The 16557-nt window shown below is 65.6% G+C and carries 13 protein-coding genes; 4 read left to right on the top strand and 9 right to left on the bottom strand.

Going from position 1 to position 16557, the window contains the following annotated elements; genetic code table 11:
- The first annotated feature begins 188 nt into the window (after positions 1-188).
- On the top strand, positions 189-2519 hold the full coding sequence (purL, locus tag AMS67_RS07205) for a phosphoribosylformylglycinamidine synthase subunit PurL (RefSeq protein ID WP_053386782.1): 2331 nt from the start codon (positions 189-191) through the stop codon (positions 2517-2519).
- A 199-nt stretch (positions 2520-2718) separates the two neighbouring features.
- Positions 2719-3306, top strand: coding sequence for a GNAT family N-acetyltransferase (locus tag AMS67_RS07200; RefSeq protein ID WP_053386781.1), 588 nt, complete (start codon positions 2719-2721; stop codon positions 3304-3306).
- A gap of 75 nt (positions 3307-3381) precedes the next feature.
- Here AMS67_RS07200 and tmk read toward each other — a convergent pair whose 3' ends face one another.
- From tmk to AMS67_RS07165, 7 genes are all read right to left on the bottom strand, one after another.
- The gene (gene tmk, locus AMS67_RS07195; RefSeq protein WP_053386780.1) at positions 3382-4014 is read right to left on the bottom strand and encodes a dTMP kinase; all 633 of its coding nucleotides are present in this window, start codon (positions 4012-4014) and stop codon (positions 3382-3384) included.
- A 31-nt stretch (positions 4015-4045) separates the two neighbouring features.
- A complete protein-coding gene (topA, locus tag AMS67_RS07190; RefSeq protein WP_053386779.1) occupies positions 4046-6883 on the bottom strand; it encodes a type I DNA topoisomerase in 2838 nt (945 codons plus the stop codon).
- Positions 6884-7074: 191 nt separating this feature from the next.
- Positions 7075-7887: a M23 family metallopeptidase gene (locus tag AMS67_RS07185; protein ID WP_053386778.1), complete on the bottom strand. Its 813-nt coding sequence runs from the start codon at positions 7885-7887 to the stop codon at positions 7075-7077.
- The gene (locus AMS67_RS07180; RefSeq protein WP_053386777.1) at positions 7884-8240 is read right to left on the bottom strand and encodes a TadE/TadG family type IV pilus assembly protein; all 357 of its coding nucleotides are present in this window, start codon (positions 8238-8240) and stop codon (positions 7884-7886) included. Before AMS67_RS07180 ends, AMS67_RS07185 begins: the two co-directional genes overlap by 4 nt.
- Positions 8240-8614 (bottom strand): DUF4244 domain-containing protein, encoded by a 375-nt coding sequence (locus AMS67_RS18135; protein ID WP_306455245.1) that lies wholly within the window; start codon positions 8612-8614, stop codon positions 8240-8242. Before AMS67_RS18135 ends, AMS67_RS07180 begins: the two co-directional genes overlap by 1 nt.
- Before the next feature lie 195 nt (positions 8615-8809).
- Complete coding sequence (locus AMS67_RS07170; RefSeq protein WP_053386776.1) at positions 8810-9808, bottom strand: type II secretion system F family protein; 999 nt, start codon at positions 9806-9808, stop codon at positions 8810-8812.
- On the bottom strand, positions 9805-10869 hold the full coding sequence (locus tag AMS67_RS07165; RefSeq protein WP_082305368.1) for a TadA family conjugal transfer-associated ATPase: 1065 nt from the start codon (positions 10867-10869) through the stop codon (positions 9805-9807). The genes AMS67_RS07170 and AMS67_RS07165 overlap by 4 nt, the downstream gene beginning before the upstream one ends.
- 208 nt (positions 10870-11077) lie before the next feature.
- Here AMS67_RS07165 and acs point away from each other — a divergent pair, with 208 nt between their 5' ends.
- Positions 11078-13066, top strand: a complete 1989-nt coding sequence (acs, locus tag AMS67_RS07160) for an acetate--CoA ligase (protein ID WP_053386775.1) — start codon at positions 11078-11080, stop codon at positions 13064-13066.
- A 72-nt stretch (positions 13067-13138) separates the two neighbouring features.
- Here the strand turns inward: acs and AMS67_RS07155 are convergent, their stop codons facing one another.
- The gene (locus AMS67_RS07155) at positions 13139-13615 is read right to left on the bottom strand and encodes a RidA family protein (protein ID WP_053386774.1); all 477 of its coding nucleotides are present in this window, start codon (positions 13613-13615) and stop codon (positions 13139-13141) included.
- A gap of 1 nt (position 13616) precedes the next feature.
- Positions 13617-13787, bottom strand: a complete 171-nt coding sequence (sp36, locus tag AMS67_RS17300; RefSeq protein WP_075201269.1) for a Sp36 family protein — start codon at positions 13785-13787, stop codon at positions 13617-13619.
- 111 nt (positions 13788-13898) lie between these two features.
- Here sp36 and AMS67_RS07150 point away from each other — a divergent pair, with 111 nt between their 5' ends.
- On the top strand, positions 13899-16556 hold the full coding sequence (locus tag AMS67_RS07150; protein WP_241488016.1) for a transglycosylase domain-containing protein: 2658 nt from the start codon (positions 13899-13901) through the stop codon (positions 16554-16556).
- Position 16557 lies beyond the last annotated feature (1 nt).

Here is a 16557-nt window from a genome sequence, read left to right as displayed (position 1 = left end):
CTCCCCTGATCTCCTGACAAACTCCACCCTAGACCGTCACTTCGCGACACCGCCGGGGCCTGAAATTGCGCCGCACAACCGACCCGCAGCACCGGCGTCGAGCGCCGCCGCGAACGCGTAGACTGGGCGGGTACGTTCGGCGTCTTTCTGCCGCCGATTCCGATACCGAACCCCGGAGCACATCGAGCGTGACTGATTTCGACGCCACCCAGAGCGGCCCCCGCCCCGACACCGTCGCAGACGCGATCGCGACGCCCGAGAAGGAGCAGCCCTACGGCGCCCTTGGGTTGAAGCCCGACGAGTACGAGCAGATCCGCGAGATCCTCGGCCGCCGCCCCACCTCGGGCGAGCTGGCGATGTACTCCGTCATGTGGTCGGAGCACTGCTCGTACAAGTCGTCGAAGATCTACCTGCGCCAGTTCGGCAAGAAGGTCAACGACAAGATGAAGGAGCGCCTGCTCGTCGGCATGGGCGAGAACGCGGGAGTCATCGACATCGGCGAGGGCTGGGCCGTGACCTTCAAGGTCGAGAGCCACAACCACCCCTCGTACATCGAGCCGTTCCAGGGCGCCGCGACCGGCGTCGGCGGCATCATCCGCGACATCATCTCGATGGGCGCCCGCCCGGTGGCCGTCATGGACCAGCTGCGCTTCGGCGCGATCGACGACCCCGACACCGCTCGCGTGGTGCACGGCGTCGTCTCGGGCATCTCGTCCTACGCGAACTGCCTCGGTCTGCCGAACCTCGGCGGCGAGACCGTATTCGATGGCGTCTACCAAGCCAACCCACTCGTCAACGCCCTTGGCGTGGGCGTGCTGCGCCACGAAGACCTGCACCTCGCGAACGCCTCGGGCACCGGCAACAAGGTCGTGCTCTTCGGTGCGCGCACCGGTGGCGACGGCATCGGCGGCGCCTCGATTCTCGCCTCCGACAGCTTCAGCGAGGGCGGCCCCACCAAGCGCCCCGCCGTGCAGGTCGGCGACCCGTTCGCCGAGAAGGTGCTCATCGAGTGCTGCCTCGAGCTGTTCCGCGGCGACCTGGTCGAGGGCATCCAAGACCTCGGTGCGGCCGGCATCTCGTGCGCGACCTCCGAGCTCGCGGCCAACGGTGACGGCGGCATGTTCATCGAGCTCGACAGCGTGCTGCTGCGTGACCCCTCGCTCACGGCTGAAGAGATCCTCATGTCCGAGAGCCAGGAGCGCATGATGGCCGTCGTGCACCCCGACAAGCTCGATGCGTTCCTCGCGGTCACCGCGAAGTGGGACGTCGAGACCAGCGTGCTCGGCGAGGTCACCGACACCGGCCGCCTCGTCATCAACTGGCGCGGCGAAGAGATCGTCAACGTCGACCCGTCGACCGTGGCCGTCGACGGGCCCGTGTACGAGCGCCCCGTCGCCTACCCCGCCTGGATCGACGAGCTGCAGGCCTCAGGCGTCAACGCGTCGGGCCTCGAGCGCTCGGCAGCCGGCGACGATCTGCGCGCGCAGATGATCGCCGTCGCGGCGTCACCGAACCAGGCCGACGTGTCGTGGGTCACCAACCAGTACGACAAGTACGTGCTCGGCAACACCGCGCTCGCGTTCCCCGACGGCGCCGGCATGATCCGCGTCGACGAAGAGAGCGGCCTCGGCGTCGCCATCGCCACCGACGCGAACGGCCGCTACTGCCAGCTCGATCCGTTCGTCGGATCGCAGCTCGCCCTCGCCGAGGCGTACCGCAACGTGGCGACTTCGGGTGCCGTGCCCACCGCCGTCACCGACTGCCTGAACTTCGGCAGCCCTGAGAACCCCGAGGTCATGTGGCAGTTCTCGCAGGCCGTCGAGGGCCTCTCTGACGCCTGCCTCGCGCTCGAGGTGCCCGTCACCGGCGGCAACGTGTCGCTGTACAACCAGACGGGCGACACCCCGATCTACCCGACCCCGGTGGTCGGCGTGCTCGGCATCATCGACGACGTCGCGCGTCGCGTGCCGAGCGGCTGGCAAGATCAGGGCGAGCACCTCTACCTCCTCGGCACCACCCGCGACGAGCTCGACGGCTCAGCCTGGGCCGAAACCGTGCACGATCACCTCGGCGGTCGCCCGCCGGTGGCCGTGCTCGACGACGAGCGTGCACTCGCTGAGCTGCTGCACGCCGGCGCACAGGGCGGACTCATCTCGGGTGCCGTCGACCTCTCTGAGGGCGGCCTGGCGCAGGCGCTCACCGACGGTGCGCTGCGCTTCGGTGTCGGTGCCCGCGTGTGGATCGAAGAGATCATCTCGCGCGACGGCGTCGACGCGACCGCGGCGCTCTTCTCGGAGTCGCAGGCCCGCGTGCTCGTCGCCGTGCCGCACGAAGAAGAAGTCAAGTTCCGCGGGCTGTGCTCGGGGCGCGACTTCCCCGTGCTGCGCATCGGCGTGACCGATGGTGCGGGTGCAGATGCGACGATCGAGGTGCAGGATCGCTTCACCCTGCCGCTCTCGGAGCTCGGAGCAGCATCGCGCGCCACGCTCCCCGACCGCTTTGGCGCCGTTATCGGCTAAACGCATCGCGTTTCGCCGGCAACGGCACTACAGCGCCGGCATACACACTCTCCAACCGCCGCTTCGGTAGGAGATTCGGCTTCGGTAGGACGTTTCCTCGGAATTCGTCCTACCGAAGCCGTTTTTACGTCCCAGATTGCGGCATCGGCCAAGTGCGTTGGCGCCGGCTGGCCTCGGCTCCCCGTGGGATGATCTCTCTATGAGCTTCACCCGAGTGGTCACGGAACGGCTGGTGCTGCGCCGCCCCGTCGACGCCGACATCGATGCGCTGCACACGATCAACGCTGACCCCGAGGGGTGGCGGTTCTTTTCGGTGTCCGAGTTCGCGCGTCGCGCGGAGACCGAGGCACAACTAGAACGCTGGGCTGCGAGCTGGCACGAAACCGAACTCGGAACATGGATCGCGGAAACCGTCGATAGCGCGGAAGTCGTCGGTTACGGAGGCTGCACCCGTCTTCTAGGCGACCCCACGGCGAATGAGACGCGGAATCATGCGGGCGACGTATGGAACTTGGGGTATCGCTTTGCGGTCGATCATCGTGGCCGTGGATTCGCTACGGAGATGTCTCGCGCAGCAGTGGCCGCGGCGATCGCTGCTAACCCGACGCTCCCCGTGGTGGCGTTCCTCCTGGAGGGAAATCACGCGTCAGCAACGGTGGCCGAAAAGGTCGGGCTCACACTGCGTCATCGAGCACACGACGCGGGCAACCCTGACCCGGATGCGGTACGTCGGGTGTACGCCGACCGCGCACTGACCTCCAAGCAACTCGCGACGGTGCTCCGCTGAACTTCGCGCACCGGACTACCCTGGGTGCGGCGATTACCCTCTGATCGCCGCAGCGCAGGAAACCGAAACGAGCGGTTACCGAGTCACGAGTGGCGCGAGTCGGGCGATGATCTGCGTGTGGATTTGATCGACCGGCTGCGACGCATCGACGACGAGGTAGCGGTGCGGGTCGGCCTTCGCGAGCGCACGGAAGCCGTCGCGCACCGCGGCGTGGAACTCGATCGCTTCGGCCTCGAGCCGATCGGCTGTCCCCCCACGCGCACGTCGTCGCTCGGCACCGGTCGACGGATCGAGGTCGAGCAGGATCGTCAGATCGGGCCAGAGCCCACCCGCCGCCCACTCGCTGATGCTGCGAATCTCTGAAACATCGAGCACTCGCCCGGCGCCCTGATAAGCAAGCGAAGAGTCGATGTACCGGTCTTGCACCACCGCCGCATCGCGGTCGAGCGCCGGGCGCACGACCTTGGCGACGTGCTGCGCGCGATCCGCTGCGTAGAGCAGGGCCTCGGCGCGGGCGTCGACCTCACCGATCTCGTCACCACCGTGCAGCAGCACGCGTCGCAGCTCGGCTCCGAGACGCGTGCCGCCCGGCTCGCGGGTGCGCACGACCTCTTGGCCGCGCTCCTCGAGCCAGTGGCCAAGCAGTTCGGCTTGGGTGCTCTTCCCCGCGCCGTCTCCTCCTTCGAGGGTGATGAAGATTCCGGTCATGCGCTCTGCAATGGTTGTTCGATCGCGATCACTATTCGGCCTGGGCTGCGGCTTCGGCTGCGGCACGGTTGGCGGCGCGCGTTGCGGCCGCTTTCTTCGCCGCAGCGGAACGAGCCGGGTCGACAGCCGTTTTCGCGGTCGATGTCTTCGCAGCCGTTTTCTTGGCCGCGGGCTTCTTCGCAGTTGCTTTCTTCGCTGCAGGCTTGCGCGCCGGCGCCTTCTTCTTCGCGGGGCCCTTCGCACGTTTGATGGCGAGGAGCTCGACGGCGCGTTCAAAGGTGATGTCTTCGACCGCGTCTCCGCGGGGAATCGTCGCGTTCGTCTCGCCGTCGGTGACGTACGGCCCAAAGCGTCCGTCTTTCACCTTGATCGGCTTGCCGCTCACGGGGTCGGCGTCGAATTCTTTCAACGCACTTGACGCGCGCTTGGCACCGTACTTGGGCTGAGCGAAGAGTTCTTGCGCCCCTGCGAGGTCGATTGAGAAGATCGCATCTTCACTCGGCAGTGAGCGCGTATCCGTGCCTTTCTTGAGGTACGGACCGTAACGACCGTTCTGCGCCGTGATCTCAGCATCGGACTCGGGGTCGATTCCGACGGTGCGCGGCAGGTCGAGGAGTGCCACGGCCGAGTCAAGTTCGATGGTCGCCGGGTCCATGCTCTTGAAGAGCGACGCCGTACGAGGCTTTTGCCCCTTCGGCAGCTCCTCACCCTCGTCCAGCAGCTCCGTGACGTACGGCCCGAATCGGCCGTTCTTCGCCACGATGCGCTTGTTCGTCGTCGGATGGAGCCCGACCACGCGGTCTTCGGCGGGCTCGGCATCGGCCAGTTCGTGCGCCCGCGCGGGGGTCAACTCGTCGGGCGCGAGGCCATCGGGGATATTGACGCTGCGCGGCTTGAGCACGCCGTCTTCGCCGACCTCGCTCTTCTCATCGAAGACTTCGAGGTACGGCCCGTATTTGCCATTGCGCAGCGAGATCTGGTCGTCGATTTTGATCGTGTTGATCGCTCGCGCGTCGATCTCTCCGAGGTTGTCGACGACTCCGCGCAGGCCCGGGTGGGTGTCGGTACCGAAGTAGAACTCGCCGAGCCACTTGCTGCGGTCGGCGTCACCGGCCGCAATGCGGTCGAGATCGTTTTCCATCTCAGCGGTGAAGTCGTAGTCGACAAGCGCCGAGAAGTGTTCTTCGAGCAGGCGCACCACCGAGAACGCGATCCAACTGGGAACGAGCGCCTGGCCCTTCTTCGTGACGTATCCGCGGTCCATGATGGTGCTGATGATCGCCGCGTACGTCGAGGGTCGGCCGATACCCAGCTCTTCGAGACGCTTCGTCAGGCTGGCCTCGGTGTAGCGCGGGGGTGGGCTGGTCTCGTGCCCCTTGGCTTCGGGCTCTTCAACGGTCAGTGGCTGACCTGCGGAGAGCTGCGGCAATGCGACGTTCTGATCGCCCGACTTGTCGCCACGCTTCTCGTCTTTGCCCTCTTCATAGGCGAGGAGGAAGCCGGGGAACGTGATGACCGTGCCGCTCGTCGTGAATTCTGCCGCTGTCGCCTGTGCTGAGCCTGCTTCATTCACCTGAACGGCGAGGGTCACGGTGTCGGTCGAGCCCTTTGCGTCGGCCATCTGGCTGGCGACTGTGCGCTTCCAGATCAGCTCGTACAGCGCGAACTCGCCCTGCGTGAGTTTGCCCTTCAGCGAGCTGGGCCGCTGGAACGTATCGCCGGCCGGACGAATGGCCTCGTGCGCCTCCTGCGCGCCCTTGGCCTTGCCGGTGTAGACGCGCGGCTTCTCGGGCAGGGTCTGCGCGCCGTACAGCTCGGCCGCTTGCGACCGGGCCGCCTGAATCGCCTGCTGCGACAGCGTGGGCGAATCGGTTCGCATATAGGTGATGTAGCCGTTCTCGTAGAGCGACTGCGCGAACGACATCGTCTGACGCGAGCTGTAGCGCAACTTGCGAGACGCTTCTTGCTGCAGCGTCGACGTCGTGAACGGCGCAGCCGGGCGGCGAGTGTGCGGCTTGGTCTCGACCGAGAGCACCTCGGCACGGCTGCCCGCTGCGAGAAGCGTCGCAAGCTGCTCGGCGCGCTGCTGGCCCAGAGAAATCACTCCGGCTTTCGACGCACGTGCGGTCAGCGCGCCGTCGTCACCGAAGTCGCCGCCGGTCGCGATGCGCTGCGCATCCAATCGCACGAGTCGGGCTTCGAACGCTGTGAGGTCGGGTGCGCCGGCATCAGGGCGGAAGGTGGCCGTGAGGTCCCAGTACTCGGCTGAATTGAAGGCCTGCCGCTCGCGCTCGCGGTCGACGACCAGCCGCGTCGCTGCAGACTGCACACGGCCTGCCGAGAGCTTCGGCGCGACCTTGCGCCAGAGGACGGGTGAGATGTCGTACCCGTAGAGTCGGTCAAGAATGCGACGGGTCTCTTGCGCATCGACGAGCGCGATATCGAGGTCTCGAGTGTTGCGCTTGGCCGCTTCAATGGCCTCTTGCGTGATCTCGTGGAACACCATGCGGTGCACCGGAACCTTCGGCTGCAGAACCTCGAGCAGGTGCCACGCGATGGCTTCACCTTCGCGGTCCTCATCAGTGGCGAGCCACAGCTCGTCCGCTCCTTTGAGTGCCCGCTTGAGCTCGGAAACCGTCTTCCGCTTGTTGTCGTTGACAACGTAGTAGGGCTGGAAGTTGTTGTCGACGTCGACGGCGAACTTGCCGAACGCGCCCTTCTTGAGATCCGCAGGCAGGGCCGACGGCTCCGCAAGATCGCGCACGTGGCCGACCGACGCGATGACCTCGTAATCGTCGCCGAGGTATCCGCCGATCGTCTTCGCCTTGGTCGGTGACTCGACGATCACGAGTTTCTTCGTACCCTTCACGGGTCTCCATTCGTTGCTTCACGCAGTGTGCGGGGCGCCCGCTCGCCTTGACGATGGGCTCTGCTCCGACACGATACACAGTCTCTCGTGGGAATCCACCTCCGGAATTCTCCGCGAGTTCACTTCATATTATGTCTGTCACTCGCGGGAACGTTCGCATCGGACTGCGCTCGATCTCAGAAGCTGCGTCGTCACTGCCCGTGTTCCTCGCCTATATAGAGGTATGGATTCACGTCGGGATGCGTGTTCCTGGCCGTTGTCGCGAGTGTGAAATGCGTGTGGGGGCCGGAGGTGCATCCGCTCATACCGGCGAGCGCCACGGCTTGCCCCGCGGTGACGCGCACTCCCGGAGCCAGACCGAGCGCTTCCGATGACCCGGGAGCCACGTGATTGTGCGAGCTGTAGAGCACTTCCCCGCGGTACTCGTGTCGGATGACCACCGCATGATTCGGACCGCGCCACCAGTCGGGCTGCGCCGCACACGCCTCCGGGATCCCACCGCCGTCAGCACCGACTCGAACCACGATGCCCGCGTACGGCGCGTAGAGCGGCGCCCCTTCGGTCGACTGCACATCGATGGCGTACCCGTCGTGAAACCCCTGCGTGACGCCGGGTGCCGAGCTGGGCCACGCCCAGCCGTTTTCGCCAACGGACCCGCCAGGGAGCGTAGAGACCGGCGGCAATCCGGCGTGGGCCGAGGCGATGAGCGCACCGAACGGTCCCGAAACCGCCGCACTGACTCGCACGTCAGCTCGGCCCGGCTCGAGATCGCATCGCGTCATCGAGCCGTGCGCAGCTTCAACGGTCTGCTGCGCGAGCGCGCACGGCTCCTCGACTGCGGCCGCGCCGCCGTACCCTGCGGCCACGTCGGCGGCGGCGAGCGCTGCGGCATCAGCTGCCGCTGCCGCACGGTGCGCGGCCTCGACATGTGCCGAGGCCGCGATCACCGGTACTCCGAGACAGAGTGCGACCACCGCGCACGCGAACGTAGCTGACGAACTCATGCAGTCGCTCCCATTCCGGTGAGAGCCGCACAGGACCGCGCAGTGATCTGCACCACCGCGAGGGGGCCACGGCCTGGACGGTCGCGAGCGGTCAGACATAGGATCTGCCCCGATGTGTCACGTTCGATGCGTGCTCGATCACTGAGCTGCGCGAGTACGCCGGCCGCGGCATCGGTATCGCCGCGAGCCTCCAGCCGTGTTGCATCGGCAACGATCGACACGAGGGCGATACGTTGCGCAGCGATCGATACTGCACCGATCACGAGACCGAGTACGACGAGCACCGCAGGAATGACGATTGCGAACTCGGCGGTGACCGTGCCGCGCTCATCATTCCGCAGCGCCGGCCGCATCAATTCACCGAGCCGAGCGCATTTTGCACCAGCTGCACCAGCATTTCTCGGATCTCGCCTGACCGCATGATCGCGACGAGCAGCCCGGCAAACGCTACCGCCGCCAAAATGACAATCGCATATTCCGCCGTGACCGCTCCTCGCTCGTCGGCGAGGAGTTCGCGGGCCGCGGCCCGGTCGCGCCGGCGGTGCATGCGTCGTCGGTGCACGAGAAACGGCGCCAGACCGATCATTCCTGCGACCGCGGGTTCACGCGTCGTCTCGCGATGGTCGGCGCCGCTCTCGAGCTCGGGGCGCGTCTCATCCGCGGAATGGCATTCCGCGTCAACTGTCTGCGTCGAGCGATCGGACACCAGGTGAAGGGTGGATTGCATGGGATTTCTCCTTGGCCTCGCACGGCCCCGGCGGCTGCCGGTGCGTCAATCCTCGCGCTCTCCGTAATGCCGGTCTGTCCGGTTCGCCATGATTGGGGATATCTCGCTGAAATGCGCCCGGTGTCCGTCTCTGTGTACAACACGCACCAGTTTGGAACCTTCACGGACCAGAATCGCCCCGTGCCCAACTTGCGTTTACACCGCACCGAACATCGAGAGCAGCACCGGCACCACACCGAGCACGATGAATGCCGGCAGAATGCAGACCCCGAGCGGAATCAGGATGCGCACCCCCAGCCGTTCGGCGTCGCGCTCGAGATCAGCGAGTGCCACTGCCCGCACGGCGCTCCCCTGTTCGAGCAGCAACGGTCCGATCGCGATACCGGCTCGCGCAGCGGCCGCAATCGAGGTCGTCAGCGCACCGCCTTCTCGGAAGGCGGCGAACGACACCCACTCGGCCCCGAAACGATCCACCATTCCGATGACCTTGCGACAGGCCTGCTCTGCCGGCGCGCCACCGCCGAGCGCGGTCCAGACCAGCTCGTACTCAAGCCCTGCCACGTGATCGAGCGCGGCGACGCGACGCTGCAGTGCTCGTGACCACGCGATTCCCCCAGCGAGCAGACCGAGCCCCAGACTGCCGAGCAGCGCACCCACCGGGCTCACCAGCACCGGAATCGGATCGAATCCCAGCACCAGGCTGAGCACGAGGGCCAACCCGGGCAGCGCGGTGACCATCTTGACGGTCGCGCGGGGCCCGGCGAGCAGAACGCTGCGTCGTTCGCGCATCCGAGCGAGCTCACGGAGGGCCGACGCCATACGATGCAGCGCGGGTGCGATCGGAGACCCGCTGGCCTCGGCGAGACACCAGGTGACCGCTACGACGCGCCAAGCGGCAGTATCTGCGTGGGCGATCGCTTCACCGCTCGGCGCCCCGGCCGCAGCTTCACCTGCGATCCTCGCCAATCCGGGGTCAACTGCGGCCCCCTCCGCGTCGCACGCATCCGCCATGACGATACCGATGACGCGCGCGGGTGGCACGCCGCCCCCGAGGAGCGCAGCAAGTCGCTCCACGATTGGGGCAGGGTCCGCTGCGGGGGCATCAACCGCACGTCGCAGCATTCGCTGCCACACTGTTCTGACCTGATCAACGACCGATTGCGCACCGGCGTGAGTGCGACCGCTGCTGCTCATGTGGGCAGTCTCTGCATGGTCAAGAGACGGTCGTCATCGAGTGCGAGCGTTCCCAGGGCACGTATCTGCGGCCCCGCGCAGCCTCGCGATATGTGCACGATGAGGTGCAACGCGCCGACGGCCTGGCGCGCCAGCGCCTCGGCGCTCCACCCGGCGAGTGCTCCCAGCGCTTCGAGGCGCATGGGTACATCTTCGAGTCGACTCGCATGCAACGTACCTGCTCCCCCGTCATGGCCGGTGTTCAACGCGGCAAGCAGCGTCGCGATCTCGGCGCCGCGGCACTCCCCCAACACGATGCGATCGGGACGCATGCGCAACGCCTCCCGCAGCAACCGATCGAGCGCGACCTCACCGACGCCCTCTGCGCTCGCCTGCCTCGCCTCCAGCGACACCACATGCGGGTGATTCAAACGGAGCTCCGCGACATCCTCAATCGTCAAGATTCGCTCCTCCGGTGCCGCAAGGTCGAGCAGCGCGGCGAGAAGCGTCGTCTTTCCACTGCCGGTACCCCCGGTGATGAGCAGATTGCGACGTTGCGCGATCGCCTCGCGCAACGTCTGCAGTGCCCGACTCGATGCGAGCCCGTGAGCTGCGAGGTTCTCGAAGCTCACGGGCGTCACTCGCGGCAGGCGGATGGACACCGCCGCCCCGCCCACGGCGATCGGCGGAAGCATCGCATGGACGCGAATGCCATCACCGAGCCGCACATCCGTACACGGGTGCAACTCGTCGATGTGCCTCCCGCCCGCCGCGATCAATGCGGTCGCGAGTCGGTGGACGGCGTCAGGCCCGGCTTCCCATCCCGGTACACGCTGCAACGCGCCCGAGCGGTCGAGCCAGAGTTGTGCTGCGCCGTCGCGCACGTGCACCACGAGATCCCTGAGCTCAGGGTCGTCGAGCAGTGGGAGCAACCCGCCCAGCGCGCGTTTTGCCGCTCGGGTCAGCGCGCCGCTTCGCGGGGCCGCACGATCCGCAGGGTGCACAGCTTCCACGCCCCCAAACACCCCCGGCGGTGCGCCGTTCGGCGCTCGGTGATCCGGCATCTGCACCTCGGTCGACATGCGCCCATCTCAGCAGCGCACGAGCACCTCAACGCCCGCGTGGTTCGGAATTGGGTGCAACTGGTGCGCAACGTCATCATGCCGCGAAGTGTGAGCGGACCATCGCACACGGTATAGCCTGGTGCTGCATTTCCGGAGTGTTTCACCGCGGAAACGAATTGGCACTGTCGCCTGCGGGCGCAGCAATCGATCAAGGATAAGGGCGTCAATGAGCGATCAGCACGGCAATATCGAGACCCATCACCTCCCCGAGGGCGAGCACCCAACGACATACCCACCCACCCCCGAGTTTCGGGCGCAGGCCAACCAGCACGACCCGTCCGTGTACTGGAAAGCGGCAGAGGATCCGGAAGCGTATTGGGCCGAGCAGGCCCGCACCCTGACGTGGACGAAACCGTTCACCGAGACACTGGACTGGTCGAACCCGCCGTTCGCGAAGTGGTTTCACGACGGCGAACTCAACGTTGCTCAGAACTGCCTCGACCGACATGTGTCTGCGGGCAATGGTGACCGTGTCGCGCTCCACTTCGAGGGCGAGCCGGGCGATACCCGGTCGCTGACGTATGCGGAACTCACGCACGAGGTGAAGCGGGCCGCGAACCTGCTCACGAGCCTGGGGGTCGCTCAGGGCGACCGGGTTGCGATCTACATGCCGATGATCCCGGAGACCGTGATCGCGATGCTCGCCGTCGCACGTCTCGGTGCCGCGCACTCGGTCGTGTTCGGTGGGTTCAGCGCGGAAAGCCTGCGCGCCCGCATCGATGACGCCCAGGCCCGCCTCGTGATCACCGCGGATGGCGGATACCGCAAGGGCCGCGTGTCGGCGTTGAAGCCGACCGTGGACGACGCGCTCGCCCTGGGCGACGGCGGCTCGAGCGTGGAACGCGTACTCGTGGTCAAGCGCACCGGCAACGAGGTCGCGTTCGACGCGTCACGGGATCTGTGGTGGCACGACGAGATCACCGCGTTCGACGGCGATCACGAACCGCAGGGCTTCCCGGCGGAGAACCCGCTGTTCATCCTGTACACCTCGGGCACGACCGGGAAGCCCAAGGGCATCCTGCACACTTCCGGCGGATACCTCACGCAGGTGTCGACCACGCACCGCAACGTGTTCGATCTCAAACCCGAGACCGACGTGTACTGGTGCACCGCCGACATCGGGTGGATTACCGGGCACAGTTACGTCGTCTATGGTCCGCTCGCGAACGGTGCGACCCAGGTCATCTACGAGGGCACCCCGGATACCCCTGATTGGGGGCGCTGGTGGTCGTTGATTCAGAAGTACGGGGTCACGATCTTCTACACCGCCCCGACCGCGATCCGGTCGTGCATGAAAGTCGGACGGCAGGTGCCGGAGCAGTACGACCTGTCATCGATTCGGGTGCTCGGTTCGGTCGGTGAACCCATCAACCCCGAGGCCTGGCGCTGGTACCGGGACGTCATCGGTGCGGGGACGGCCCCGATCGTCGACACGTGGTGGCAGACCGAGACGGGCGCGATCATGATCTCCCCGCTGCCCGGGCTCACGAGTCTGAAGCCGGGCAGCGCGCAGGTGCCGCAGCCGGGCATCGCGGCGACAGTCGTGAACGAGGCGGGCGAACCCGTCGACAACGGGGAGGGCGGCCTGCTGGTGATCCAGCGCCCCTGGCCGTCGATGGTGCGCACGATCTGGGGCGACGATGACCGATTCGTGGAAACGTACTGGTCGAAATTCGGGGATCGGTACTTCGCCGGTGACGGGGCGCGCCTCGATGACGACGGCGACGTGTGGCTGCTCGGCCGCGTCGATGACGTAATGAACGTGTCGGGGCACCGGTTGTCGACCGCGGAGATCGAGTCCGCGCTCGTCGAACATCACGCGGTCGCAGAGTCCGCGGTGGTCGGCGCGGATGATGAGACCACGGGTCAGGCGGTTGTGGCGTTCGTGATCCTGAAATCGCAGCAGACACTGCTCACGGTCGAGGATGCCGAGGTCGAACTGAAGAAGCATGTCGCGGGGCAGATCGGTGCGATCGCGCGGCCGCGTCAGATCTTCATCGTGTCGGAGCTGCCGAAGACGCGATCGGGCAAGATCATGCGGCGTCTGTTGAAGGACGCGGCCGAGGGGCGTGAGATCGGGGACACGACCACGCTCGCGGACACTGCGGTGATGCAGACGATCTCGGAACGTGTGCGCAGCGAACGCGGCGCATAGTTTCCCGTGAAACGGCGTGAGGCCGGGATCGCATCAGCGAATCCCGGCCTCACGTATGCGAGCGGTGAACGGTCAGTCTTCGACCTTGAACACGAACTCGATCTCGACCGGAGCGTCGAGCGGCAGCACTGCGACGCCGACCGCCGAACGCACGTGGATGCCGAGGTCGCCGAAGACGCGACCCAGGAACACCGACGCGCCGTTGGCCACGCCGGGCTGACCGGTGAACGAGGGATCAGACGCCACGAACGCAGTGACCTTCACGACCTGGGTGATTTTGTCGAGCGACCCGACGACGCCGCGCACTGCGGCGAGGGCGTTCAACGCGCACAGACGCGCGAGTTCTTCGGCCTGCTCAGCGGAGACGAGACCGTCGCCGTCGCCCACCTTGCCGGTCGCGGGAAGCGCTCCGTTGACAAACGGAAGCTGCCCCGCCGTGTACACGTAGTTGCCGTCGCGCAGCGCCGGCACATACGCGGCCACCGCTGCGGCCACCTCGGGAATCTCGTAGCCGAGTTCGCTCAGTCGATCTTCAATCACCGATGCCATGTCAGGCCTTCCTCTTCATGTATGCGACATTGCCGCCTGCCGGTCCCTCGATGATCTGCACGAGCTCCCACCCCTGCGCACCCCAGTTGTTCAGGATCTGCGCCTCGTTGTGCAGCAGCAGCGGTGTGACGAAGTACTCCCACTGCGTTGCGGTTTCGGCGGATTCACTCACGTGCGGATCTCCCTCGGTTGACGGTCGCCTGCGTCGAGATCACGGGGTATTCCCGCGTGCGCAAGCGGGCGCGTTGCTGTTTTGTCAGCAACGTCGCTTACCCTAGATTCTATGACCCGTCAGACATCACCTTCTTCGCGCGTGCGCTCGCAGAAGCCCCGCACCGCAGGAGGCGCCCTCGGGGGCATCATCGGAGCGGTCGCCATGAGCGTCATCGCCGGTGTGCTCGTCACCGCCGCGGTGACCCCGGTCGTCGCGTTGAGCGGCACCGCCACGAAGTCAGCCGTCACGATCTTCGAGAACCTGCCCGACCACATCGACCCGGGCAAGCTCGCTGAGCCGTCGACGATCTACGCAACCGGCGCGGACACCACGGTGTATAAGATCGCGACCTTCTACGATCAGGATCGCGAGACGGTCAAGTGGGATCAGATCTCGCAGTTCGTGAAAGACGCCGCTGTTGCAGAGGAAGATCCGCGCTTCTACACCCACGGCGGAGTCGACGTGATCGCCACCGCCCGCGCCGTGCTGCAGAACGCGGCCGGCCAGAACCTCTCGGGCGCGTCGACCATCACCATGCAGTACGTGCGCAACGTGCTGATTCAGGACGCAATTGCGATTCCCGACAAGGAAGAGCAAAAGAAGGCGTACGAGAATGCGATGCGGCAAGACACCGACCGCAAGCTCAAGGAGATGAAGTATGCGATCTCGATCGAGAAGAAGTACCCCAAGGACGACATTCTGCTCGGGTACCTCAACATCGCCCTCTACGGTCGGCAGATCTACGGCATCGAGTCTGCCGCGCAGTACTACTACGGGAAGTCGGCATCTGATGTGACGCTTGCCGAGGCCGCCAGCCTCGTCGCGATCGTGAACAATCCGTCGCAGCTGCAGATCGACGTGCCCGAGAACATTCCGGCGAACAAGGAGCGTCGAGACAAGATTCTCGGCAGCATGCTCAATCACGGCAAGATCACTCAGGCGCAATACGACGAAGCCGTTGCTTCAGAGATCGTGACGAAGATCACGCCGAGAATCGCCGGATGCAACATTGCCGAACAAAACTTCGGGCTCGGTCACTTCTGCGACTACGTGCAGCGCTACATCAAGGCCGACCCCAGCTTCGGTGATACGCCGGAAGAGCGGGAATTCAACTTCAGCCGCGGTGGGTACCAGATCTACACCACGATCGATCTCGATATGCAGGCTGCCGGAAACGCGGCGACCCGCGACACGGTGCCAGCGCTGATGGACGGCATCGACGTCGGTTCGGCGTCGAGCAGCGTCGAAGTCGGCACCGGCAAGGTCAGAAGCATGGTGCAGAACAAGCCGTTCAACAACGCGGAGGACTTTCTCTCGTCGAACCCCGACTACACCACGGTGAATTACAACACCGACTACGAGATGGGCGGGTCGAGCGGTTTCCAAGTCGGATCGACGTTCAAGCCGATCACGCTAGCCGAGTGGATCAAAGAAGGTCACTCGGTCAACGAAACCGTGAACGTCAACAGCCGCAAGGGTGTTCCGCTGCAGTCCTTCCCCGCGTCGTGTCTGACCGATGGCGTGTACGGGTACGGCACCTTCGATTTCTCGAACGATAACGAGGGCATCAGGGGCAACCAGTCCGTCATGACGGTCATCGCGAACTCGATCAACGGTGGCATCGTGTCGATGCAGCAGAAGCTTGACCTCTGCGGCACCTTCGAGACCGCACAGGCGCTCGGCATTCACCGTGCTTCCGATCTGCCGAAGGACGAGAATGGGAACTTCAGCGTACCGACGCTGACGGGCAACCCGCGAGACCTGTCGATGGTCCCTTCGAACACCTATGGCGGCGTCGACGAGATTGCACCGATCACGATGGCCGCTGCCTACGCTGCCTTCGCCGGTGACGGAACGGTGTGCACCCCCGTGCCGATCGAGCAGATTCTCGATGACGACGGCAACCAGGTGCCGTTCACGAAGAGCAAGTGCTCCCAGGCGATCGACCCTTCGGTCGCTTCCGGTGTGGCGTACGCACTGCAGAACGCGGTCGAGCGCGGCCTCGCCCGGCACGCAATCTCGGCGTATGGGATTCCGCACCTCGCAAAGACCGGCACGACAGATGACGTCGTTGACAACTGGACCGTGGGCGGAAGCTCGAAGGTCACCACCGCGACTTGGGTAGGCAATGCCGGCCCAGTGCAGCTCGCCGATGGTTCATATGGTCGCGTCTCGACAATGGGCTTCGGCAACCTGATGTATGCCGATCAGACGATCTGGCCCGCCATCATGAATGCGGCGGATGCCCGCTACGGCGGCGACGCGTTCCCCACCCCCGATGCATCGGCAACCCGCGTCACCATGCAGACCGTGCCGGATCTGAAGGGCAAGTCGTTTGACGAGACCAGTTCCGCTCTGAGCCAGCTCGGCTTCAATGTGAGCGACGGCGGCGAGGTCGACTCGTCGGTGGCACAGGGCATGGTTGCGAGCACGGACCCTGCGGGTGGCTCGTCCGTACAGGCAGGCTCGAACGTGACCATCTTCCGCAGCAATGGCAAGGCAGCGAAGATTCCAGACGGCATCGTCGGGGCCTCCGGCAATGATGCTGAGTCCGCATTGAAGTCCGCTGGATTCTCGAATATCGACTTCACCTGTGCAACAGGCGACAAGGTCGACAAGAAGAAGAAGGTGACATCGGTCAGTCCGGACAGCGGCTCCGAGGCGAACACCGGTGGCACCGTCACCGTGGCACTCGAGTGCGCGACCGATAAGAAGAAGGACGACTGAC

It is taken from the genome of Leucobacter japonicus, assembly GCF_001273855.1.
In the GTDB taxonomy this organism is placed as follows: domain Bacteria; phylum Actinomycetota; class Actinomycetes; order Actinomycetales; family Microbacteriaceae; genus Leucobacter; species Leucobacter japonicus.
Note: the sequence above shows the minus strand (reverse complement) of the source record. Positions and strands in the feature narration are given on the sequence as shown.

Excerpts from the sequence above, each read along its gene's own strand:
- AMS67_RS07180 (WP_053386777.1), bottom strand. The coding sequence starts at position 8,240 with ATGCGGCCGGCGCTGCGGAATGATGAGCGCGGCACGGTCACCGCCGAG.
- AMS67_RS07165 (WP_082305368.1), bottom strand. The coding sequence starts at position 10,869 with ATGTCGACCGAGGTGCAGATGCCGGATCACCGAGCGCCGAACGGCGCA.
- AMS67_RS07170 (WP_053386776.1), bottom strand. The coding sequence starts at position 9,808 with ATGAGCAGCAGCGGTCGCACTCACGCCGGTGCGCAATCGGTCGTTGAT.
- AMS67_RS07200 (WP_053386781.1), top strand. The coding sequence starts at position 2,719 with ATGAGCTTCACCCGAGTGGTCACGGAACGGCTGGTGCTGCGCCGCCCC.
- AMS67_RS18135 (WP_306455245.1), bottom strand. The coding sequence starts at position 8,614 with ATGCAATCCACCCTTCACCTGGTGTCCGATCGCTCGACGCAGACAGTT.
- acs (WP_053386775.1), top strand. The coding sequence starts at position 11,078 with ATGAGCGATCAGCACGGCAATATCGAGACCCATCACCTCCCCGAGGGC.
- tmk (WP_053386780.1), bottom strand. The coding sequence starts at position 4,014 with ATGACCGGAATCTTCATCACCCTCGAAGGAGGAGACGGCGCGGGGAAG.
- AMS67_RS07155 (WP_053386774.1), bottom strand. The coding sequence starts at position 13,615 with ATGGCATCGGTGATTGAAGATCGACTGAGCGAACTCGGCTACGAGATT.
- AMS67_RS07150 (WP_241488016.1), top strand. The coding sequence starts at position 13,899 with ATGACCCGTCAGACATCACCTTCTTCGCGCGTGCGCTCGCAGAAGCCC.
- AMS67_RS07185 (WP_053386778.1), bottom strand. The coding sequence starts at position 7,887 with ATGAGTTCGTCAGCTACGTTCGCGTGCGCGGTGGTCGCACTCTGTCTC.